At 41.2% G+C, this 21,769-nt stretch carries 12 protein-coding genes and 1 pseudogene; 11 read left to right on the forward strand and 2 right to left on the reverse strand.

Annotated features, from left to right (window positions below):
- The first annotated feature begins 395 nt into the window (after window positions 1-395).
- The 10 genes from GD002_RS00695 to GD002_RS00740 all read left to right on the forward strand — a co-directional run bounded on the left by GD002_RS00695 (window position 396) and on the right by GD002_RS00740 (window position 16,593).
- Window positions 396-1,358 (forward strand): nuclease-related domain-containing protein, encoded by a 963-nt coding sequence (locus tag GD002_RS00695; RefSeq protein ID WP_194841420.1) that lies wholly within the window; start codon window positions 396-398, stop codon window positions 1,356-1,358.
- A gap of 287 nt (window positions 1,359-1,645) precedes the next feature.
- Window positions 1,646-2,800 (forward strand): CAP and S-layer homology domain-containing protein, encoded by a 1,155-nt coding sequence (locus GD002_RS00700; protein ID WP_153730402.1) that lies wholly within the window; start codon window positions 1,646-1,648, stop codon window positions 2,798-2,800.
- A gap of 117 nt (window positions 2,801-2,917) precedes the next feature.
- Window positions 2,918-4,099, forward strand: coding sequence for a S41 family peptidase (locus tag GD002_RS00705; RefSeq protein ID WP_153730403.1), 1,182 nt, complete (start codon window positions 2,918-2,920; stop codon window positions 4,097-4,099).
- Between the two features lie 327 nt (window positions 4,100-4,426).
- A complete protein-coding gene (locus GD002_RS00710; protein ID WP_153730404.1) occupies window positions 4,427-5,716 on the forward strand; it encodes a nucleotide sugar dehydrogenase in 1,290 nt (429 codons plus the stop codon).
- Window positions 5,716-6,429, forward strand: coding sequence for a WecB/TagA/CpsF family glycosyltransferase (locus GD002_RS00715; RefSeq protein WP_153730405.1), 714 nt, complete (start codon window positions 5,716-5,718; stop codon window positions 6,427-6,429). Before GD002_RS00710 ends, GD002_RS00715 begins: the two co-directional genes overlap by 1 nt.
- A 678-nt stretch (window positions 6,430-7,107) precedes the next feature.
- Complete coding sequence (locus GD002_RS00720; protein WP_153730406.1) at window positions 7,108-10,377, forward strand: S-layer homology domain-containing protein; 3,270 nt, start codon at window positions 7,108-7,110, stop codon at window positions 10,375-10,377.
- 90 nt (window positions 10,378-10,467) lie between these two features.
- Window positions 10,468-12,618, forward strand: coding sequence for a hypothetical protein (locus tag GD002_RS00725; RefSeq protein WP_153730407.1), 2,151 nt, complete (start codon window positions 10,468-10,470; stop codon window positions 12,616-12,618).
- A 712-nt stretch (window positions 12,619-13,330) separates the two neighbouring features.
- Complete coding sequence (locus GD002_RS00730) at window positions 13,331-14,935, forward strand: hypothetical protein (protein ID WP_153730408.1); 1,605 nt, start codon at window positions 13,331-13,333, stop codon at window positions 14,933-14,935.
- Between the two features lie 119 nt (window positions 14,936-15,054).
- Window positions 15,055-15,954: a hypothetical protein gene (locus tag GD002_RS00735; protein WP_153730409.1), complete on the forward strand. Its 900-nt coding sequence runs from the start codon at window positions 15,055-15,057 to the stop codon at window positions 15,952-15,954.
- 87 nt (window positions 15,955-16,041) lie between these two features.
- Window positions 16,042-16,593 (forward strand): hypothetical protein, encoded by a 552-nt coding sequence (locus GD002_RS00740; protein WP_153730410.1) that lies wholly within the window; start codon window positions 16,042-16,044, stop codon window positions 16,591-16,593.
- Between the two features lie 69 nt (window positions 16,594-16,662).
- Here the strand turns inward: GD002_RS00740 and GD002_RS00745 are convergent, their stop codons facing one another.
- Window positions 16,663-17,763 carry an integrase core domain-containing protein gene (locus tag GD002_RS00745; RefSeq protein ID WP_153730411.1) on the reverse strand — a complete coding sequence of 367 codons (1,101 nt, stop codon included), beginning with the start codon at window positions 17,761-17,763 and terminating at the stop codon, window positions 16,663-16,665.
- Window positions 17,764-19,488: 1,725 nt separating this feature from the next.
- Here GD002_RS00745 and GD002_RS00750 point away from each other — a divergent pair.
- Window positions 19,489-19,878, forward strand: coding sequence for a hypothetical protein (locus tag GD002_RS00750; protein WP_153730412.1), 390 nt, complete (start codon window positions 19,489-19,491; stop codon window positions 19,876-19,878).
- A gap of 1,069 nt (window positions 19,879-20,947) precedes the next feature.
- Here GD002_RS00750 and GD002_RS00755 read toward each other — a convergent pair.
- Window positions 20,948-21,586: pseudogene (locus GD002_RS00755) on the reverse strand (zinc-binding dehydrogenase); the annotation flags it as partial.
- Between the last annotated feature and the right edge of the window lie 183 nt (window positions 21,587-21,769).

Raw genomic sequence — 21,769 nt, forward strand, 5'->3', positions numbered from 1 at the left:
ACCCCACGCTCGCGCTCATAGGGAAGCTGTCCACGCTCATAGACCCCACGCTCGCGCTCATAGGGAAGCTGTCCACGTTCATAGACCCCACGCTCGCGCTCATAGGGAAGCTGTCCACGCTCATAGAACCCAAACCAACGCTCATAAACAATAAAACCAACCATCTCTAGGTAGTTAATAAGACATATTTTTATAAATCAACTTCCCATCCATAAAGAGAAAACGATGAAAATTCAATTTTCATACCTAATTCCACATCAAAAATTAATTTTACCAGCCAAACCTAATGCAAAAAAGAATTTTATCCAAACATTTCCATGTTGATGTTGATTTGCTATAATAAGAATAAACCCAACGTACAGGAGGTGAGAGATATAATTTACAAAACCCGTGAAGTGCCTAAGTTAGTCATTGGGCAACATGCGCTGTTGAAACGTCTGCCAGTCAATCATGAAAAGTATGAAAAAATTCGAACTGACTTTTACAATGGAAGGGCGGGATTTGGAGGAGAGAAGGAATTTGACTATCAAATGAGGGAGTTTGCCCCACAGTACCCCCATGCAATTCTCCATGACCTCTTTCTGAAGCAAGGTGCGGTATACTTCCAAATTGATTCGATGCTTATTACACCAAGCATTATCATACTATTTGAAATTAAAAATATTGCTGGTAAACTGCTAGTTAAACAAAATCCCACTCAATTTATCCGCCAAGTGCCAGGTGGCGAGCGGACCGTTTTGAGAAGTCCAATCGAAGAACTAGAGAGGAAAAAGTATTTTTTCGATCAGTGGTTGCAAGAGCGGAAAATTACTATCCCGCTCATGGATTACGTCGTATTTGCATATCAAAATGAACTTACGATCGAAAATATGGCATCCTCCCGCATTGCATTTTCATATGAAATTCCAAACAAACTACGTTCAATGGAAATGAATTCAGATATATTAAGTCAACCTCAAATCCATCGACTAGCCAATGAACTCAAACAGGCCCACCGCATGTACGAATCATCTCCCCTTACTCAAAAATACGACATCAACTCCCAAGAACTTACATCTGGCGTTACCTGCCATACTTGCAACCGCCTGACCATGCAGTGGCAAGCAAAACGTTGGAGATGCCAAGCGTGCGGATATCTAGACCCCGCAGCCCACTACACTACACTTCAAGAATGGTATTGGATTAAAGGAGACCTCCTCACGAACCAGCAGTTTCGACAATTTAGCAATATCCGCTCCCGACATGTAGCCAAACGTCTCTTGGCAAATCCTTATACCGAGCTACATGGTAAGAAGAGATACTCCGTTTATCAATTATCTTCCGAACTACTTAGTATACCTACGAATCTCACCTTCTAAGTCCAACCAATCAAAAAGGCGCATGCTCATCATTTCATGCGCCACCCTTCCAATGAAATTACGGCCGCTCATAGATTTTTCTCAAGCGCTCATAGCCCACCGCCAGCCGCTCATAACATCAGCTCAAGCGCTCATAACCCACCTCCAGCCGCTCATAGCCACCCCTCAAGCGCTCATAACCCACCGCCAACCGCTCATAACCTCCCAAAAATCCCGCAAATCCTACCAAATCCCCCTCCAAATCTACCCAACTATCCAGTATACTCATACAAAAGGAGGCCGAATCTATGAAACTGACAAACACCAATCGACACCACAAGAAAAACTTATTCATCAGCACAACGGCTATCACCCTCGCAGCAACTGCCGTGGCCTACGCACAACCTGCACACGCCGCGACATTCAAAGACGTGCCAGCCGATCACTACGCACACGAAGCGATCACGTACATGGCTGCCAATCAAATCATCAACGGCTATCCGGACAATACGTATCGCCTCAACCAGCCTGTCACCCGTGCGCAGGCGGCCAAGATGATCGCACTCGCTATCAAAGCGAAGCCAAGTGCTGCCTATAAATTGAATTTCACAGACATCAAACCAACACATGGCGCCTACGATCATATCCGCGCACTCACTGAAAAAGGGCTGTTTGCCAATCAAGCCAAGTTTAATCCGAACGATCCGCTAACTCGGGGCCAAATGGCGAAGCTACTCGTTCTCGGTTACAATATCATCACGGACGACAACGATTTCATTCGGTTTGCTGATGTTACGAAATCGAACGGGGCTTACACCTACATCGTGACGATCGCGGAACTCAACATTACGACCACACGGCCAGGCGCAGAATTCAAGCCGAATGAACCCGTCACGCGCGCACAAATGGCAGCGTTTCTCTACCGCGCCATCCAATTTAATGACAAACGAGCAAAAGGCCTGATCACCTACGATAAACAGAAGAAAATGTATGTTGAAAAACAATCGCAGCCAGAAAAACCTGCACCTGAACAACCAAAACCAGAACAACCAAAGCCAGAACCACCAACATCCAACCAACCATCACTAGCGGCTCAAACAATCATCATCGTCAATACAACACGCAAAGCTGCCAACGTCAACAGTCTGCAAGCGGACCCGGCACTCAACCGAATCGCCACCGCCAAAGCGGAAGACATGGCTAAAAACGGGGAACTGTCACACATCTCCCCAACATACGGGACCGTGCCTGAAATGCTAGCGAAATTTAATTACAAATGGAAAGCGTACGGAGAAAATATCGCGGCTGGCTACATTAGCGCCAAAGGAGTCACCGATGCCTGGCTCGCTTCACCCGGTCACAAAGAAAATCTCCTAAGCACGACATTCACACACATGGGTGCCGGCACAGCCACCGACAAAAACGGCAAAATCTACTGGGTCAACCTATATTCAAAAAAATAAATCCTTCCCCAATCGCTTATTCCGAGCCGTATAGGGTATAGTGAGTAGGTACATATAACAACCAATGAAAAGTCATTTGAACCTACTTACCCAAACTAGCAAATAGGAGGAACCGCCATGAAACAAACACTCATCGCCGCAACAGCCATCATCGCCTGGCTCTGCTTAGCGCCCGTGTCTCAAGCCGCCACACTCGACGAAGTCAAAGAAATCGTTGAACTTTACTACTACGGCGAACAACCAACCAACGTAGCAAAAGCGAAAACTATCAATGAAATCGTCAACCAACTCGACGAATACTCTGTCTACTTAACACCAGCAGAATACAAAGAATACCTAAACCAATACGCCAGTGCAGGACCGACAACACAAGTCGCCAGCCTGACCTATCCAGTGAAGAATAAAACCAATGTCCAATCACATATGATGTACGGTAATGTCGGTTATTTGAAAATTAAGACTTTTTCAGCTCATCTACTGGAAGACGTCAACACTCACTGGGCAAATCTGAAAAAACAAGGCGCAGAAAAACTCATCTTAGACCTACGCTTTAACGGTGGCGGCTATGTGGAAAGCGCTGAACAACTACTAGGCTTCTTCCCGAAAGCAAAAGAAGCCTACAAATTAAAAACACGCATGGGTACCGAGTCCGCTAAATCGATCCCAGCGAAAAATAAATTCCCGGATGACACGTACGTACTCGTCAACCGTTACTCCGCCTCTGCATCCGAAATCGTCGCCGTCTCCGTCAAAGACCAAGAAGCGGCAGTCGTAGTAGGGGAGAACACAAAAGGCAAAGGCAGCGTCCAGTCCCTATTCGAACTAGCTAATGGCGGTGCACTAAAACTCACAACCGGACATTACACAGGCCCGAAAGGCACACCCGTCCAACACAAAGGCGTCCAACCAACCATCAACATGGCACCCGGCACAGAACTAACGGGCATGCACAAACGCCTAATTACAGCGAGCCTTGCAGCAAAAAACTATAAACACATCAACGGACCGACCGACGTACCACAACAAAAAGCATTCAACGTCCAATTCACACAACCAATGAACTTCGGCCCGGCAAAAACTTTCGACAAAATGGAACTTATCAAATTCGGTAGCGTCTCTATACCTACAACAAAAAAACAAATCGACAACAAAACCATGTCCATCCAACCCGCCAAACCCATGCAGCTTGGCGCAGAATATATGCTCATCGTCCACCCAGGCATCAAAAACCAAAGCGGACGAACCGTAAAACAAGGAACCTATACAACATACAAAGTACAGACCACCACAAAGAAATAAACGTGGTTGGCAAATCAATAACTTGGTATACTATATAGATGGCAATATACAAAAACATAGTGGTCCGGGATTTGCGCTGCGGGTGGACGCTTTCCGTGGGGCGTGCGGTGAGCCGCTTCCTTCGCTGCGCTCAGTCCAGGGTCTCACCTGTCACGCTGATCCCACAGGAGTCGCCACCCTCCGCTTCAATCCTTACAGTGTGGTGCAAGTTTTCAGTGACCACATTATTTGTAGTAAATAAAGTAAGGAAAAGATTAAAGATACTGAGAAAATAGGATAGAACAATTTCTTCAACACTCACAACAGAAAGCGAAGGTAGAACAAACCATGCAAAAGAAACTATGCGTAGTAGGCCTAGGCTACATCGGTCTCCCAACAGCCGTCATGTTCGCAAACAGCGGCCTACAAGTACACGGCGTCGACAAAAACGAACGCGCGGTACAACTCATCTCTAACAAACAACTACATATAGAAGAAAACGGCCTGCAACAACGTCTAGACCAAGCCATCGACCAAGGGCACTTCACCGTCTCCACTACACCCGTCGAAGCAGACGTCTACATTATTGCTGTACCGTCACCTATCAACCCGGACAACACTGCCAACCTGGAATTCATCCGCCAGGCCACTGCGTCCGTCGTTCCGTATATTAAAAAAGGCGCACTTGTCATCTTAGAATCCACCGTCCCACCAAAAACGGTCGAAAACGTCATGCTGCCGGAACTGCGCAAAACCGATCTCGTCATCGGAGAAGAACTATTCGTCTCCCATTCACCGGAACGCGTCATCCCGGGCAAGATATTCGAAGAACTCGTCAACAACGACCGCATCGTAGGCGGCATTAATCCGAAATCAGCAGAAATGACGAAAGAGCTGTATCAAGCATTCGTACAAGGAACGATCCACCTGACAGACGCGACCACAGCAGAACTCGTCAAAGTCATGGAAAACACCTACCGCGACGTCAACATCGCATTTGCCAATGAACTTGCGAAAATCGCAGAAGGTATCGACGTGGACATTTGGGAAGCGATCAAATTTGCCAACTTCCATCCACGTGTCAACATCCATACACCAGGCCCAGGCGTAGGCGGTCACTGTATCGCAGTCGACCCATGGTTCCTCGTTGAACTGGCACCTGATAAAGCGGACATCATCAAAAAAGCGCGTCTGACAAATGACGGCATGCCGATGTTCACCGCACAGAAAGCAAAGAACTTACTGACGCAATATGGCATCGAAAAGGGGAAAGTGGCGGTTCTCGGGTTGGCGTTCAAAGGCAACGTCGATGACATGCGCGAAAGCCCGGCAACGAAAGTCATCGAGTCGCTCCAGCAACTAGGCTTAGAAGTCACATCATTCGATCCGCATATTAAAGAATTGCAGCATCCGACGCAAACAGCAACAATCGATGAAGCAATCGAAAATGCAGACTTGCTTCTATTAACAACGGACCATGATGAATTTAAACAGCTCGATCCAGCGAGTCTATCAACGAAACAACCAAGACCCATTATGCTCGACACTAAAAATGCCCTCAACCCAGACAAATGGGAGAACGCTGAATTCCGCTTCTTCAAACTAGGCGATGGCAAAAAAGAAGGACTGCTTCATTAATGAAAGAAGAAATTCTAGGTGTTTCCGTCAACACTGAAAACTACGACGAACTGATACCCAAAGTTTTCGCGAATATAGATGAAGGAAAAAAATCACTCGTCGTCGCGATCAATCCAGAAAAGCTAATGAAAGCGAAAGAAGACGCCGAACTAAAAGCACTGCTCAACCGGGCTGAATTCCAAATCCCGGATGGCATCGGCGTCATCCTCGCATCCAAACTAAAAAAAGGCCAAATCCGTTCCAGAGTCACCGGCATCGACATGATGGACCGCATCGTCCAAGAAGCCGCAAAAAGGGGGAAACGAATCTTCCTTTACGGAGCCAAACCTGGCGTAGCCGACACAGCAGCTGCTAGATTGCAAGAACTACATCCAGACATTCAAATTGCTGGCGTCCAACACGGCTACGAAAAAGACACACAAGTCGTACTCGACAACATTAACAAAGCCCAACCCGATATCCTATTCGTCGCTATGGGCTCACCCAAACAAGAACAATGGATCGAACAACATCGAAACCAACTACACCCGATTTTGTTTCAAGGCGTCGGTGGCTCATTCGACGTACTAGCTGGCAACATCAAACGGGCACCGGTTGCTTTTCAAAAAGCGGGCGCGGAATGGTTGTATCGATTATTACTAGAACCAAGTCGAATCAAACGACAAATGAATCTACCAAAGTTTCTAGTAGAAGTCTATAAGAAGAAGCAGTGATTTGAGAAACTTAATCGCTGACGTATCTATAAAATTAAGATATCTATTAAGGATTGAAGCGGAAGATGGGGCGACTCCGGGAGGATCAGCGTGAGCCTTGAGACCCTGGACAGAGCGAAGCGAAGGAAGCGACTCAAGCCACGCCCTCCGGAAAGCGTCCCCGTCTGAAGCGGAAATCCAGGAACGCTCACCAAACTCTTAAACATTTGTTGAAATAAAGGTTCTCAAATAAAAAGTTCAATATTAAAACACAATCTACCAAAACCTTCTTGTAATCTATGAAACTTAATGATAGAATACGGAAGTGTAAGGATAATTTTCTCTTAGCATATAGCACAAATGCCACGCGAAGCGTAACGGTTGGTTGACCGCACACAAAAAGGCTTGAACAGTTCCCATCTGTTCAAGCCTTTTTGTATGCAAAGTTTCCAAGCACCACCAAAATACCCTATTTCAAAAACTTCTTGGCAAATACTTGCATCTTCTAAAAAAATCGGTAGAATAGAAGTTGCGGCAAAAAAGATTTGTCGATGTTTGCTAGTAATCTAGTAAACTTTCCAAAATTCGATTGACATCTTTACCGTTCTTATCTATACTTTACTGTGTAATGCCTACTACTTTCATACATAGGTAGTATCACGGCAAAAACAGAGATATCCAAGAGGAGGAAATTATTCAATGGCTAACCAACCAACGAAATATCGCAAGTTTGTAGTAGGGGCTGCTTCAGCTGCTCTAGTAGCATCAGCAGTAGCACCAGTTGCAAGCGCGGCAGATTTTAACGACACAAAAGGTAACACACACGAAGAAGCAATCAATGCATTATCAGATGCAGGCATCATCAAAGGTTACGAAGATGGTTCATTCAAACCTAACAAAACTTTAACTCGTTCTGACGTAGTTAAGTTGATGGGTAAATGGTTAGTATCAGAAGGTTATAAAGTACCGGCTGACGCTCAATCTAAACCACGCTTTGCAGACCTAAAAACTACTTCAAACAAAGAATTGCTTGAAATGGCTGCACTAGTGTATGACAACGGAGTATTCGTTGGTACACCAGACGGCAAACTAGATCCGACTGGTGACATCACTCGTGAAAACATGGCAATCGTTCTTGTTCGTGCATTCGACCGCGTACATGACATCGATCTTGCTTCTTATGTTGCAGCACAAGACTTCAAAAAAGACGTTACAGACCTAGGTAAAGCGAAAGCAGAAGCTCGTCCAGCAATTGACGTATTAGACTTCTTCGACATCACAAACCCAGAAGCACCAGCTTTCAACCCGAAAAACACAACAACTCGTGGTCACTTTGCTACATTCTTACACAAGACAATCAACACTGATTTCTCTGATGTAGGTACTGGCACAGTAGCTCCTGGCGTTGCTTCAGTTAAAGCAGTTAACGCTACGACTGTTGAAGTAGCTATGAAAGATAAAGTTGACAACATCAACTCATTGAACTTCAAAATCGACGGTTTGACTGTATCTAATGCTGCAGTAAAACAAACTGACGATAAAGTAGTAGTATTGACTACTGCAGTTCAAAAAGGCGGAGAAAAGTACACAGTTACTTTGAATGACAAAGCAATTGGTTCATTCACTGGTATGTCTGCTGTAGTTCCGACAAAAATTGACATGACTTCTGAAAATGTTCAAGGTAAAGTTGGACAACAAGCGATTTTATCTGCTGATGTTGGCGTTAAACAAGCAGGTATCCCTGTAACATTTAACGTAAAAGCTAACACAACTGGAACACTTAACAAAGACCAAGTGTTTGAAGCTGTAACAAACGCAGATGGTATCGCAACTTTCTCTTATACACAATATGCTGCTGGTGTTGACGAAGTGGTAGCTTACCCAACAGGAACTCCAACAGTTCGTGACTATGCAACTGTACATTGGGGTGTTGACACAATCCTAACTCTTGAAGAAGACGACAAAAAAGGTGCTTCTTTAAATAATGGAGAAAATAAAGTTTACAAAGTAACATATAAAGATCCAAAAACTGGTAAAGCTGTCCAAAACCAAGATGTGCATGTTACTTTCGCTGAAAACGTTGATGTAGCTATCAATAAATTGACTGATGCTACAATTAATGGCAAGCCGGCTTACCAAACTACTAATGGTCAAGTAGCTTCTGTAACAGTTAAAACAGACTCTAAAGGTGAAGCAACATTTACTGTTTCAGGATCAAACACAAAAGCAACTCCAGTTGTATTCATTGACAACTCTGGATATGGCCAAAACTCAGTTAACAAACTAGATCAAACTGAACTACAAGTGAAAGCTGCTGAATTGACTTTCGGTGCTATTCATGCGAAATATGATTTAGAACTTACTCGTGACGGTGGCGAAGAGGCAGCTGTAGGTTCATCAAACGGTCGCGTATACAAAGTGGCTGTTAAAGACGAAAACGGTAAAGCAGCAGCTGGCGAAGTTGTTAACGTAGCATTTGATGAAGTTCTTGACCGTGTAATCTCTACAAACACGAAAGCAGAGTTTGTTGTAGATAATACGAAATACAAAGGAACTACAAACTACTACAACACAAACAACAAGCAACAAGTTCAAATCAAACTAGATTCTAAAGGTGAAGCAGAATTCAAAATTGTTAGCAATGACAATAAAGACTATGCTACTCCAGTAATCTGGATCGATATCAACACAAGCAACAACAAAGATGGCGTACTTGAACAAGGTGAGCCAACTAAAACAGCTGCTATGACTTACTTCGCAGATGAAAAAGTTGAAGGAAGCAAGCTGAAAGTATACAACCAAAGAACACAAGAAGAAATCAAAGATAATCGTCCTGTAGTAGGTTCGGATGCTGTTGAATTCCGTTTCGACGTTGCTAACCAAAGCGGTGAAGCATTCTCAGGAAGTATCTCTGACTTTAAAGCTACTTACCAAGTAACGAACACTGGCAATAGTGATGTTTACGTTTGGAAGAACGCAGCTGACGTGGGTAATCGCGACAAAGCAACAATCATCTCTACTCGTCGTGGTGAAACATTTACACTTGAAACAACAAACAACAAACAAGTAAAACTATTTGTTGGTGCAAACGGAGAGACAGCTTCTGTTGATGTAACAGCATACGGTGAAGCTAAAGAAGTGGGCAACGACAAAAAAGTTGTTCGTCTATCTGAAAGTAAAGTAGCAAAAGCTACATTCCAATCAACTTCAGATCTTGGAACTTCATACACTGGTGTTGTTCAAAGCTTCGATAAAGACAAAAAGAAACTTACTTTCGCTGGCAAGAAAGAGCTTAACTATAAAGAAGAATTTGACGCTGGTAAAGTGAAGTATGAAGATGCACGCGGAACAACAACACTTAACTTGAACTTTGCTCAATTTGAGGACATCGTTTCAACTAGCCCGAATGCAGAACTTCACTACTACAAAAACAATGATGGCGTAATCACATTTACAATCCTAAAAGCAGTTTCTAACCAAACTGATGCGAATGCAGCTAATGCAGTTACTGCATTGATTACTGCACTTCCAGCAACAGCTGATTTAACACTTGCTAATGAAGCAAAAGTTAACGAAGCACGCGTTGCTTATAACGCATTAACTACTGCTCAAAAAGCACTAGTTACACAAGCTACTACTGACAAATTAGTAGCAGCTGAAGCGAAAATTGCTGAGTTGAAAGCTGATAACTCTGATTTGAACTTCACTTATACAACAGCAGTGAACACACCACTTGCAAACACATTACAAGTGACAGTTGCTACTAAGGCGACTGCTCCAGCTGAAGCAGCAGGATATAAAATTTCTTACAAGCTAGCTGATGGTAATACAGTTGAGCAAGACGGTAAGTTCAACGAAGCACTTACTTTAGCAATTGTCAAAGGCAATACAATTGAAGCAACAGTTCAGCTTACTGATGCTGCTGGTAACAACGTAGGAACTGCAAAAACTATTAGCTTAACTAATTAATTTATTATCGGAAGTGAGGGGAGAGTACTTCTCTTCTCACTTCAGTTTTATAATTAAGTACATTTTCATCCAAAAATGGAGGTAAGAATATTGAAAAAATCAAATAAGCTTGCGTTTTTGACAACTACTGCAGCTGCATTAGCAGTAGCAGCTACAGGTAACGTCACACCTGCTGCCGCAGCAGAAGTATCTCAGATTCCTGACGGAGCAGTTATTAATCCAGAAACAAACAATGCATTCCATGAAAGCCAAATCGGTACTTCACTAGCATCTTTTGAAATTATCAATGCGATTAATGCTGGTAAAGATGTTTACTTCAAGTTACCAGGTTCAACATCAGTAGTTAATGTAACAAACAACCAACTAGTTTCTTCAGAAACTGTGAACAATCTGCCTGAACTATCTTATGTAGATAAAGATGGTCAGCAAACTACAATTCCTGGAGCTCAAGCAGGGGAATTGAAAGTTGAATCGGTAAGTGCGATTAACGCTAACGCTGTAACTGTAACATTCCCTGAGATCACTACAGCTATCGAAGATGCAAACGTAGTTGTTAAAGATGGCGAAGGAAAAGTTGTAGAAACTAAACCAATGTTGCTTGCAGAAGGCACAACACAAGCCGATTTCGAATTCGTAACACCGTTCCCAGTTGACCACAAGTTTACTGGTGTTTGGGATGTAAACGGTAAAAAGTACAACTTCGATGCTATCAACCAATTAGCTGATATCGTAGAAGCTGCAGTTACAACTCCTAACCAAATCAAATTGCAAACAGCTCTAGATGCGGCAGGTATTACATATGCTGACGAGCTACTTATTGCTAAATATTTAACTGCTCTTCAAGCAGAGGGGGCAACTGCATCACTAGAAGCAGTTCAAAAAGCAATTACTAAAATTGATGAAGATACAGCTAAAGATGAAGCTAATGATGCAGCAGTTGAAGCGGTTCTAGATGCAAAAACTCAAGCTCAATTGTTGAAAGCATTGCAAGCTAACTTCGATGTTGTAAACCCTGAGTGGATTGTTGAATATCAGGCAGCAATAGCTGAAGGAGAACCTGAAACTGTTGAAGAAATCCAAGAGGCTGTTTACAATGTTAATCTTTCTGTAGTAGGTCCAAAAGTAGATGCAGCTAACATGTCACTAGACAGCGTGAAAGTTGTTGAAGCTAGAACACTTGTTACTAATTGGGTTCCTGCAATTTCTGAAGACGATGAAGTTTCAATGTTTGCTGGTCTAAAAGAGCAATTATTAGATCTTTTAAATGTTGAAGATGCTTTAATCGCTGTTGATCAAGCTAAAACGAACTCTGCATTGAAAACCGCTTTGGTTAACCTAGATAAGCTTGAGACTGAGCTTGTTGAAAAGTATCCTGATGCCGGACTAGAAAAAGAATTCTTTATCAAAGATGTTGAAGATGCTAACCTTACTGCTTATAGAGATGCAGTCAAAGCAGCTGAAGTTGGAGCTAAAAACCAACGTAAAGATATCCAGAAAATCGTTACTGATGCTAACAATGTAGCAGTAGATACAGCAAAAACTAAAGTTCTTAAAGATCTTAACGAAGTAACTGCTAAAACTGCAGCAGCAGACGTTGTAGCTCTTCTTGAAAAGAGCCAAGAGTTAAATGATCAAACAAACAAAGTAAACTCTGCATATGCAGATGCTTATAAAACTGCTGTTGTCGAAGCGGTTGCTGGAGAAGAAACTCTTACTGCAGGTGAAGTAAATACACTCATCGGTACTGTAAACGCTGCACAAGATGCAAAAGCACAACTTGCAGCAGTTAATGCAGCTTCTACAGCTTCTGAAATGAGCAAAGCTCTAATCGCTCTTGAAGCAGCAAACAATAAGACTGATTTCACTAACCTTTCATCTACAGCTAAGCTTGAAGTAGCTGAAATTGTATTAGCTAAGCGTAATGCTATTGTAGCTGGTGATGATCAAAAAGCAAAAGAATTTAAAGATTTAGCAGCAGCTCTTGCAGCAGTATCTCATGAAACTACAGGTGCAATTGCAGTAAGAACAGCATTCCTTACAGATGTTAACGATGAAACAACAATTGCAGGTGTACAAGCAGCTCTTGCAGGAGAAAATTCTCTACTTCCTGAATTCAAGACACTTGGTGCAGCAGCTCAAGTAGAAAAGGCTGAAGCGGTTCTTAACGCTTTGACAGCTCTTAAAGCTGACGGGAAAGCTGGATTCTCTACTGTAACTGAAATCAAAACAATCGTCGAATAATAAAATTGCGAAACGTTACTCTATAAATCTATGAATATAGTAGATGAAATGAGTGAAGAAATCTCCTCATATCGGCATTCGGTATGAGGATTTTCTTTAACTATACATTGTCAAATGTCGGGAGAAATACCCGTCCTATGTAATAGCCTAATTTACATAGTGCCTAATCCTCCTGCATGCTAAATGGTTTACTCGCCATGAAGCATGAAGCCAGGTGAAGTCGTAATACGTGAAAGTCGTATGCGGGGCTCCTTAAAAGATAACTATGGTCAAGCAATGAATCCATGAATTAAAGCTGCATGAGCTAGTGGCTGATCTACAAAGAACCTTCGGCTGGTCAGCCATCTGCCTGCTTGGAATAGCAGCGCAGGAACCGGTACAATTCGGGCTATTAAACCGGTTCTTCTCTTGTTGCATAGTGGAGGCCTACGGTTATTAAAACAAGGGATGACAGGTATGGAACGTTTGAGGTCCTTGATGAGTAGGAAGAGTAATTCCATAGAGGTATCAAGGAAGTCAGCGGGTTCGTAGTAGTGTCGATTGCCAGCCGTTTGTATCTGTATGGCAACATACGGAGAGGAGAAAACTGGCGGGAGCGAAGGAACCTAGTCGGTAGAGAATCTATCGATGGAACGCCGTATGCGGTGAAAGCCGCACGTACGGTGTAGACCGGTCGAAATCCTTGGCAGGATAGACACGGAATGGTGGAACATTGCCAACAACGAATGCCCAGCAGTTTGAAGCGGATCTAAAAGCTGCTAAAAACGGAGATACCGTTACTCTTAAAGGTAACATCACAAAAGATATTGTAATTAACAAATTGATCAATCTTGATCTGAATGGCAAGACGATTACTGGTAACGTAACAATCAACACACCGGCTAAAGGTACGATGAACTTGAAAAATGGTAGCATTACTGGTAATCTGACGGTTGATGCACCACAGGCTACAGTTAATAATGAGCTCACAGTATCAGGAAATATCAATATTAATAACGTTGCTTATGGAACATGGAATGAGCGGGCTAATGGTAACAGTCTCTTCGTGCATGATCCAGATGGCATTAAGGTGATCATTTATCCAGGTGTAAGAGTTGCAGCTATTGCAGTTGCTCCGGAAGCAGTTGGAAATGTTACGATTACAAACAATGGAACAATTGAAAAGGTTGATGCTCAGGCTTCTGTTGAGTTGGTGAACAACGGCTCTGTTGAAGAGATTGCAGGTAATAGTGAAGTAAAACTGTCAGGTACAGGTACTGTTGATAAAGTTACTAATGAAAAACCTGTTGTAAACGAAAGCAACCAGGATGCTTTCCTAACAAAAAGTGGAGATCTAACTTTAAACCAAGATCGTTATGAGACTTCGTTTAAATGGGGTTCAAACAACGGGATTGGTTCCGGTGAGAAATCAGCTCATACTTCTCCAGGCGGCTACAATTACTTCGGAAATGGTGCATATTTAGATATCACTGTTAAGAAGGAAGGAGAATCTTCAAATGCTAAGTTTGATGATGTTCTTTCTCAGCTTACTCTTCAAACAAACGGTGGAGCAACAGATGATATTAGCGGGGGAGCAAAAACGGATGGTCGTCAGCCGGCTGACTGGGGCAAATCAACTGCAAACCAGAGCTTTGCGACAAAGTTGAAAGAATCAGGCAGCAATGCTGTATTTTATGGCGTTCGTCAAAACAATACAAACGGCGTAGCTACTGTTGGTTTTAACGCAGGTGAAAAACGAGATGTAAATCTTACTTTCTCACCTAAGGACGGTTTAGCTGAAGGCACTTACACAATTACAGTTCAGCCGAAACAGCAAGTTAGTGAAACGGCAGGCAAAAATATTGGAGATGCAATCACTTATACATTTTCAGTAAATAGTATTTTTGAAGCTGCATCAACCTATACGTACCAAGACTATTCATACGTTGGAAATTCTGTTTTGTCCAAAACACAAAGTGGTGTAACGATTGAATCTACTTATTCAAATGGAACACAACTACTGGACGGTACAGCTATGAACGATATGGCACGCTATCTTGGAGCGTTGCAGTATGCTAACAATGGTAGAATGCCTGAAAGCATTGTCTACAATGGTAACACGTATCAGTGGAATCCAACTTCTGCAGTAAATCTTAAAGGAAGCAACTGGTACGATTCAACCAATAGCAAAACATTGGTATCAGCCATAACCGCAGATATTCAAGCAATTGGACAGGGTGAAGGCGGACAGGAAGCAGCTATTGCAAAAGTGAATGAAGGTATTACTGTTTCCGTTGACGGAGTGTCTCTAACTTTGAAATCCAAAGCTCAACAATAATCCACTCAAACATTTGAGTAGATCACAAGAAAGGACTAGCCTTCGGGTTGGTTCTTTCTTTTTATTTATGCTACCATCTACTATAATAGAAGAAAGGTATGTCCATAGGAGGAACTAACATGATTGAGTATTCTAACCTTCCCGGCAGTCTTGCTACTTCTGTAGTAGAACCAGTAGTGTCGGAAGGATTTTATTATACAGTAACAGCTAGCAGGGATGAGGCACCTTTCTATCAAGAATTGAATGAACGCTTAACAAAGTTGGAGACGAGTATAGACGTTCAAATAGAAGAATTACAAGCGATAGAGAAGGCCAGTACTGAATTGATCTTCAATGTGGAAGCCAAAGGAGAGGTAGAGCTTCGAATTGATTGGCTCAAGCGTCTTTTTGATGTGGAAGATGCATTGCCTTCTGTTTCTACGTGTACTGAAGCCGAACGTCTACGGGCAACGCTCAGCTCCGTTCAGACATGTCCAATGAAGTCTGAATTGCTCATAGTATTGGATAGTTTAGCCACATCACTTCCTGATGAAACTGAAACTGTTTCTTTAAGCGCAAACGATCGAGTAATGGAATTCGCGATTGAGCAGGCTGGGGATGGCTTTATTAATCTTGGCAGAGCAGGAAGAGAGCGTGTAGTTAAGGATTTACTAAAGAGATTTGGCGAAGATGTCCCATTGGCTTACATTCAAGAAGCAGTATCTGAAATAGAAGGCCAAGTTGTCCGTCTTGCTGAAATAGAAGATGCAAAGACATTGCAGAAACAACTAGAGACTCTCCCGCTGCCCAGCTATGCAGGTCTATCTACAGAGCGAAAACAGATGGTTTCCGAGCAATTGATACAAAGCAGACAGTGGAAAGGGTTAGCTTCATTGAGTCGGCTAATTCATCAATTGGATGCCAAACTAATAAGTACGGCAGAAGAACAGGAAGAGCTGGAGACCATGAATGACTATTCTTCTGCTGTACTGGATGTTAAACACTTGGATAGCGATAAAATACATTTTAATAGTTTATAATAGTCGGTTAAAGGACTGACCTTTGGGTTGGTTCTTTCTTTTTTTGTTTTGGTAGAATTGTAGAGAGGTGGAATGGAGGTGAGAAGGATGGATATGAAAGAAAGAGCATTGAAACTTTATTCTGGTAACCATTTTGCAAGAGCAGTCGTAAGGCAGTTATCGCTTTACGGTATTCCTATAGGTGATGTAATTGATTCCCTCGCTGCGGAAGCATATAACAAACTTCACGTTGAACGAGCGGCCGTCTTCTTTGAGGAGTTGGACAAGGGGGAAATCGAATTGACCCAGGAAGTGATCCAGAGTGAAGAGTTCCTATTCTCTCTGTTTGCTGCATTGAAGGCTTCCTTATATACTCGACAAAAAGAGAAAGTCCGGTTCTTTGCGAGGTTATTTGCAAAACATCTCACTGAAAATCAGTTCAGCCGAGCGGATGAGTACGACGACTATTTAAAAATCTTGGATGAACTCACGTTTCGAGAAATCTATATGCTCTACAGGCTCAAACAATATGAAGGCTGTGCACTTCAAAAAGTCCATCCGGACAGAAATCATTACGATTTCTCAGGATGGCTTTTTCTATTTACCTGTATTACAGGATTTTCACCATGCAATTTAAATGGAAGAGAGGTCGAAAAATAGGGGAAGAAAAAGTTGGACATGCCAAAAAAGCCTTTTCACAAGGGTTTTTAAAAATATTCAACTGATTGGTTAAGCCGCTTTCTTGTAAGTATGGTAGAGACCATTTAACACCGGGGTGGCTTCCAATATGGTATCTTCTGCCGAAGTCGGAAAGTAAATCGGTGAAGGGATTGGAGTCTTGCCACTGATTCCCTGATGTGTCCGATGTGTATTGTAATAACCTTTGATGTATTCCATAAGCAGCCCACGTAGATGTCGCTCATTCAGCGGAATTACTTGGTCTACCAACTCTCTTTTAATCGTGCCGATTACTCTTTCGGCGTATGCGTTTTGCCAAGGAGATCGATAAGCGGTTTTCTTTGCCGTAATGTCCGATGACTGTAAGAAAGCTTGAAATGCTTTAGAACAGAAAATGGGATCATTATCATGAATCAAGTATTTTGGAACTTTGCCGTAAGGCGTTGCATTTCGGAATTGCTGGATGGTCCATTCCGCTGTTGGGTTCGTCTTTACGCCAAAATGAATAATTTCACGAGTTTTATGATGAATGATCACCAAGACATGAAGTACATTAAAGGTAATTGTAGGAATCGTAAAGAAATCGGTTGCCCATATCTCTTCTTGATGGTTTTGCAAGAACGTCTTCCAAGACTGGATCTGTTTTTCGGAAGGCGGCTTTCGTGTACTTGGCAGATACTTAGAAATGGTGTTTGGAGCAGGCGGCTTATCGATTCCAAGCATCCGAAGCTTTTCATGAATTTTCTCCGGTGACAACAGTGGATTTTCTTTATGTACTCGTTTAATCAGCTGGATTGTCCCGGCAGAAATCGTAGGACGTCCGATTTTCTTAGATTTTTCCTTCCAATAGAACTTGAAAGCTGTTCGGTGCCATCGAATGACCGTATCGGGTTTTACCATGACCAATGAATCCTTCCAGTTTTCCAAGTGCTTGGACAGGAGCACCCAGAGTTGACGAAAAGCTGGTGTTGGAAGCGGTTTTGGGATTTTTTCTTTTTCGAAACGATGGATATAAGATGCAAGTTGGCTCTTCAATGCGATAATTTCCAAATTGGCTGCATGCCTGGCCATAAATTCATTTTTCAAATAGGTAACCAAATAACCTAGCCACTCTTTACCATAATCGTACAGTGATCGTAGAAATGACAGCATTCAGAATCCCTCCAAATTGTATAGATAAGTTTAGCACTCATTGTATACAAACAGCAGTTGAAGTTCTAGTAGAGCCACTATCCTATTGTTAGAATAATATAGCTCAGAGTGCCTATTAGGAACGGTTGTCTATAAACATAGAAAGAAGGAAATAGCGGTGGAGAGACATGAGTCGGCAATTTGCTTATCCATTGTGTTTGTTTGCTGTCTCCTTTAAAAAATCCATCCAAATAGAAATTACTAGGATTTCTCTTTATGTATTTAAATTTCAACGGGAAGTAAGGAGTCTAACAATATAATTCAAGGCGATTATGAGGTGGAGAGTCAATGCTGAAATAGATGGGCCTAGAAAATAAGCCTTCTCACAAACCTTTTAAAAAAGTATTTGACTAGTCTGATCAAAACCATCTTTTGTAAGTATGATAAAGAAAATTTAATACCGACTTATCCTCCAATTCGGTATTTCCTGACGAATCATGAAGTTAAACAGGAAAAGGAGTGATGCTTTGCTATTGATTTCTTAATGCGTTCGTTAAGTATTGCAATAGTTTTTGATATATTCAGTAATATGACTTTATAGATGGTGCTCATTTTGGGGGATTACCTTACCTACCTCCTAAAAAATACGCCTATGCCCAAAAGATAATGAAACAAGTAAAAGAAAACTGCTAGACGGTTTTCTTTACGGTAATGTTTAATGGATATAAAAATATGGAAAATATTTAGAGCGAGGAATTAGGTCATTGTCTTGTATTAAATATCTCGGAACTTTACCAGAAGGCGTTGCATTCCTGAATTGATGATTCATTTAGCTTTCTGATTAGCTGTTTCAGCGAAATGAACGAATTTACGAATTTTATACAAAGTACCTAAATATAAATTTGACAGTCAAATTTATTTTCTTCTTATATGAAACTTTGTAGTCGAGACAGAATGATCATAGTGTGTAGTGGTTCATTATCTCCTTGTGCTGGAGATAAAGCAGTGTGGTGAGAAATCAACTAAATTAACAGTTTGAATGGAATGACAGAGGTGCTATGAAACGTATATGAACTGAAAGAGGACTATTGTACATAGTTTGATGAAGTGAAGAAGACAGAAAAATTTATTGAAATGAAAACACGATTAGAAGCCTTTTACCAGTCTGTATAAGACCCACAGATCTCAGCTTTTATGAAAGCAAACAAGGCGTTGAGATATGGACAGGTGGATTTATCAACAGCACTCCCTTTTCTTAATCTAGTGTTTTTTAGGGGGATTTACTAGGAAAACAAAAGTGAAGAAACTTAATGCCTATAGTTATCGAGGTTTCAATCAAATTAAACAAAAATCTTATTAAACATTGAGTAGCAAGGGATTGGGGTTCATTTAGATGACCTGTTTTCTTCATTCCCCAAACATTTGACGTAGAACTAAATTCATAGAATACTAGACATATGGTATTTGAGTATGGAAGTTGGATATTAGCAATGAATTAGGGCAATAAAATAGAGAATATGATATAACTAAAAATAACTATTTTACAATTAATGGGTAATGGTAATAATTTTCTTTTATGAATTATTCGTAATCTGCATTGGTTTCTCGACAACAGGCACAAATACTTAATATCGAAATGGATACAGTAAATATATAGTGAGAAATATTGTCATGTGATTTTTTATGGTATATACTAAAGTTAGATTTATTAATAAAGTAATATCTGTATGAAAGGAGGATGTGCTTGTGAAAAAGGTTTTAAGTTTTAAAAAACTTATTATGTCTATGTTGATAGTTTCATTACTGGTTTCTATACCTCAAATGAGTGAAGCTGCTCAAATTTCTTCAATTCCAGATGGAGCAGTAATTAATCCACAAACTAACAATGCTTTTCATGAAGATCAAATAGGAGTATCTTTGAGTTCCCTTGAAATTGTGGATGCATTAAATGCAAAGAAACCGATATACTTTAAATTACCAGGATCAGCAATTTTTGTGAATATTACTAACGGCTCAATGGTCCAAAGTTCTGTAATTGAACAACTTCCATCACTTAAATATACTGATAAAAAAGGAAATGTTTCAACTATTCCTGGCTACCAGCCTGAAGATTTTGAAGTTACAGAAATTAATTAATATCCGAAATCCATTAATCTCTTGCCAGATTATGATTGAACCTTGAATGTTATGAAAAGATTCTCTTGTCCTAATTGTTTCGCTTTATAAGCTTAGCAATAGGATAAAACGAGAAGAAGTATAATATAGTGAAGTCTATGTTTTTTAGTAAAGACTATTAAAACAATTACTAGGTCACATAAAATTTGTAGAACCTGGTTACAGCAATGCTCCGTGGAGAAGAATCTCCGTGGGGCTTTTTTATTCGCTTTACGTAAAAGAAGGATTACTTTATTGGTATTTCTTTATTTTTTATATAACTAAGAAGCAAGCGTTGGGCATGGATGATATTACAACTATAATTTTAACAATTCTTTAAAACGGAGTTAGCGGTATAGTAATAACGTATATAACAAAAAGGGTTAGAGGCAAGCAAACAAAACTATGAAGAGGTATTTACCAAAAAGGTAAATGATTTTTCGAATTCACTAGTGATATATAAAGTTTCAATTTATCTAGTATATATCAATCAGTTCCCCATTAAAATATACTTAAAAAATAATAAGTTCTATATTTATGAAATTCATATATCCTTTTTTAAAAGCTATTCTGTTTTCAGAATCTCAAAATAAATAACTAAGTACTACATTATGTGGATAATTAAATAGTGGAATGAAGATAAATACTCTAACTGAGAAAGTACTAGCACGATGAAGTGAGAAAGGAAATCAAAATGTTATCAGAATAGTCGAGTTCAAATTAGTGAAATTCCACTACTTCATCGAACAGCTCGAACTCCGCCTTTGACAGGTTAACAAAGTGTTATTCATACACTGACAAATGTTGTGCGCGGCCAGCAAAGAAGAATTTACCGCCGAGCGGACTATCCAAAAGTACAAAAGCATTTGATCGGTATCTCCTCAGAGCTGGAGGAGAGAGGGAGAATTTATGTAATAATTAGAAAGTAGATACAAGAACAAAAAAAGGAAGAGCCGTTCTCTAGATCATAACTAATCTAGAGGACGTGCTCTTTCTGTCGATACCTATATAATCAAAATTCAAATTCCACTCATCTCACTTACACTGCCCATCAATCAAACGTCAAAACAATCCGACCGTTAATCTTTCCATTGACCATTTTATCGAGCACAGTGTTGACTTCAAAAAGAGGAGCTGTTTCGATCTGTGCTTTTACTTTTCCGCGTGCAGCGAAATCAAGTGCTTCTTTCATGTCGATTCGTGTTCCGACGATGGAGCCTTTTACGGTTACGCCGTTTAATACGGTGGTGAAAATAGGGATAGGCAGTTCCTCATGCGGGAGACCGACTGCGACGAGTGTGCCTCCACGTTTAACGGAACGGTATGCTTGTTCAAACGGTACTTTTGATACGGCAACGCTGATCGCTGCCTGTACGCCTGCGACTTGTTCTTGAATCGCTTCAGCAGGATCTTCTTTCATCCCGTTTATTGTAATGTCAGCGCCTAGTTTCTTAGCAAGCTCCAATTTCTCATCTGCGATATCTACCGAAACGACATTAAATCCCATTGCCTTTGCATATTGCAGCGCTACGTGACCTAGTCCACCGATACCGTATATGGCAACCCAGTCTACAGGCTTCGCTCCCGATACTTTCAGCGCTTTATACGATGTCACACCTGCACATAGAATCGGAGCTGCTTCAACTGAACTTAGATTATCAGGAATTTTCGCTACGTAATCGGCTGCTGCAGTCTATCCAATGTCTTAGTTTTTTCGCAGCTTGACCAACTGAATACCCAGCTCTTTTGCCAGCATTGCATTCTAGCAGTCCATGCAGAGTGACTGGCTGCCGAGCTGCACTTTTATCGGCGTATTTTAGCAAATATCACACTTCATCTAAAAATCCCCCCATGGCTTATATTTTATTCTGTC

The sequence above is a fragment of the Sporosarcina obsidiansis genome, from assembly GCF_009651005.1.
GTDB classification, from domain to species: Bacteria; Bacillota; Bacilli; order Bacillales_A; family Planococcaceae; genus Sporosarcina; species Sporosarcina obsidiansis.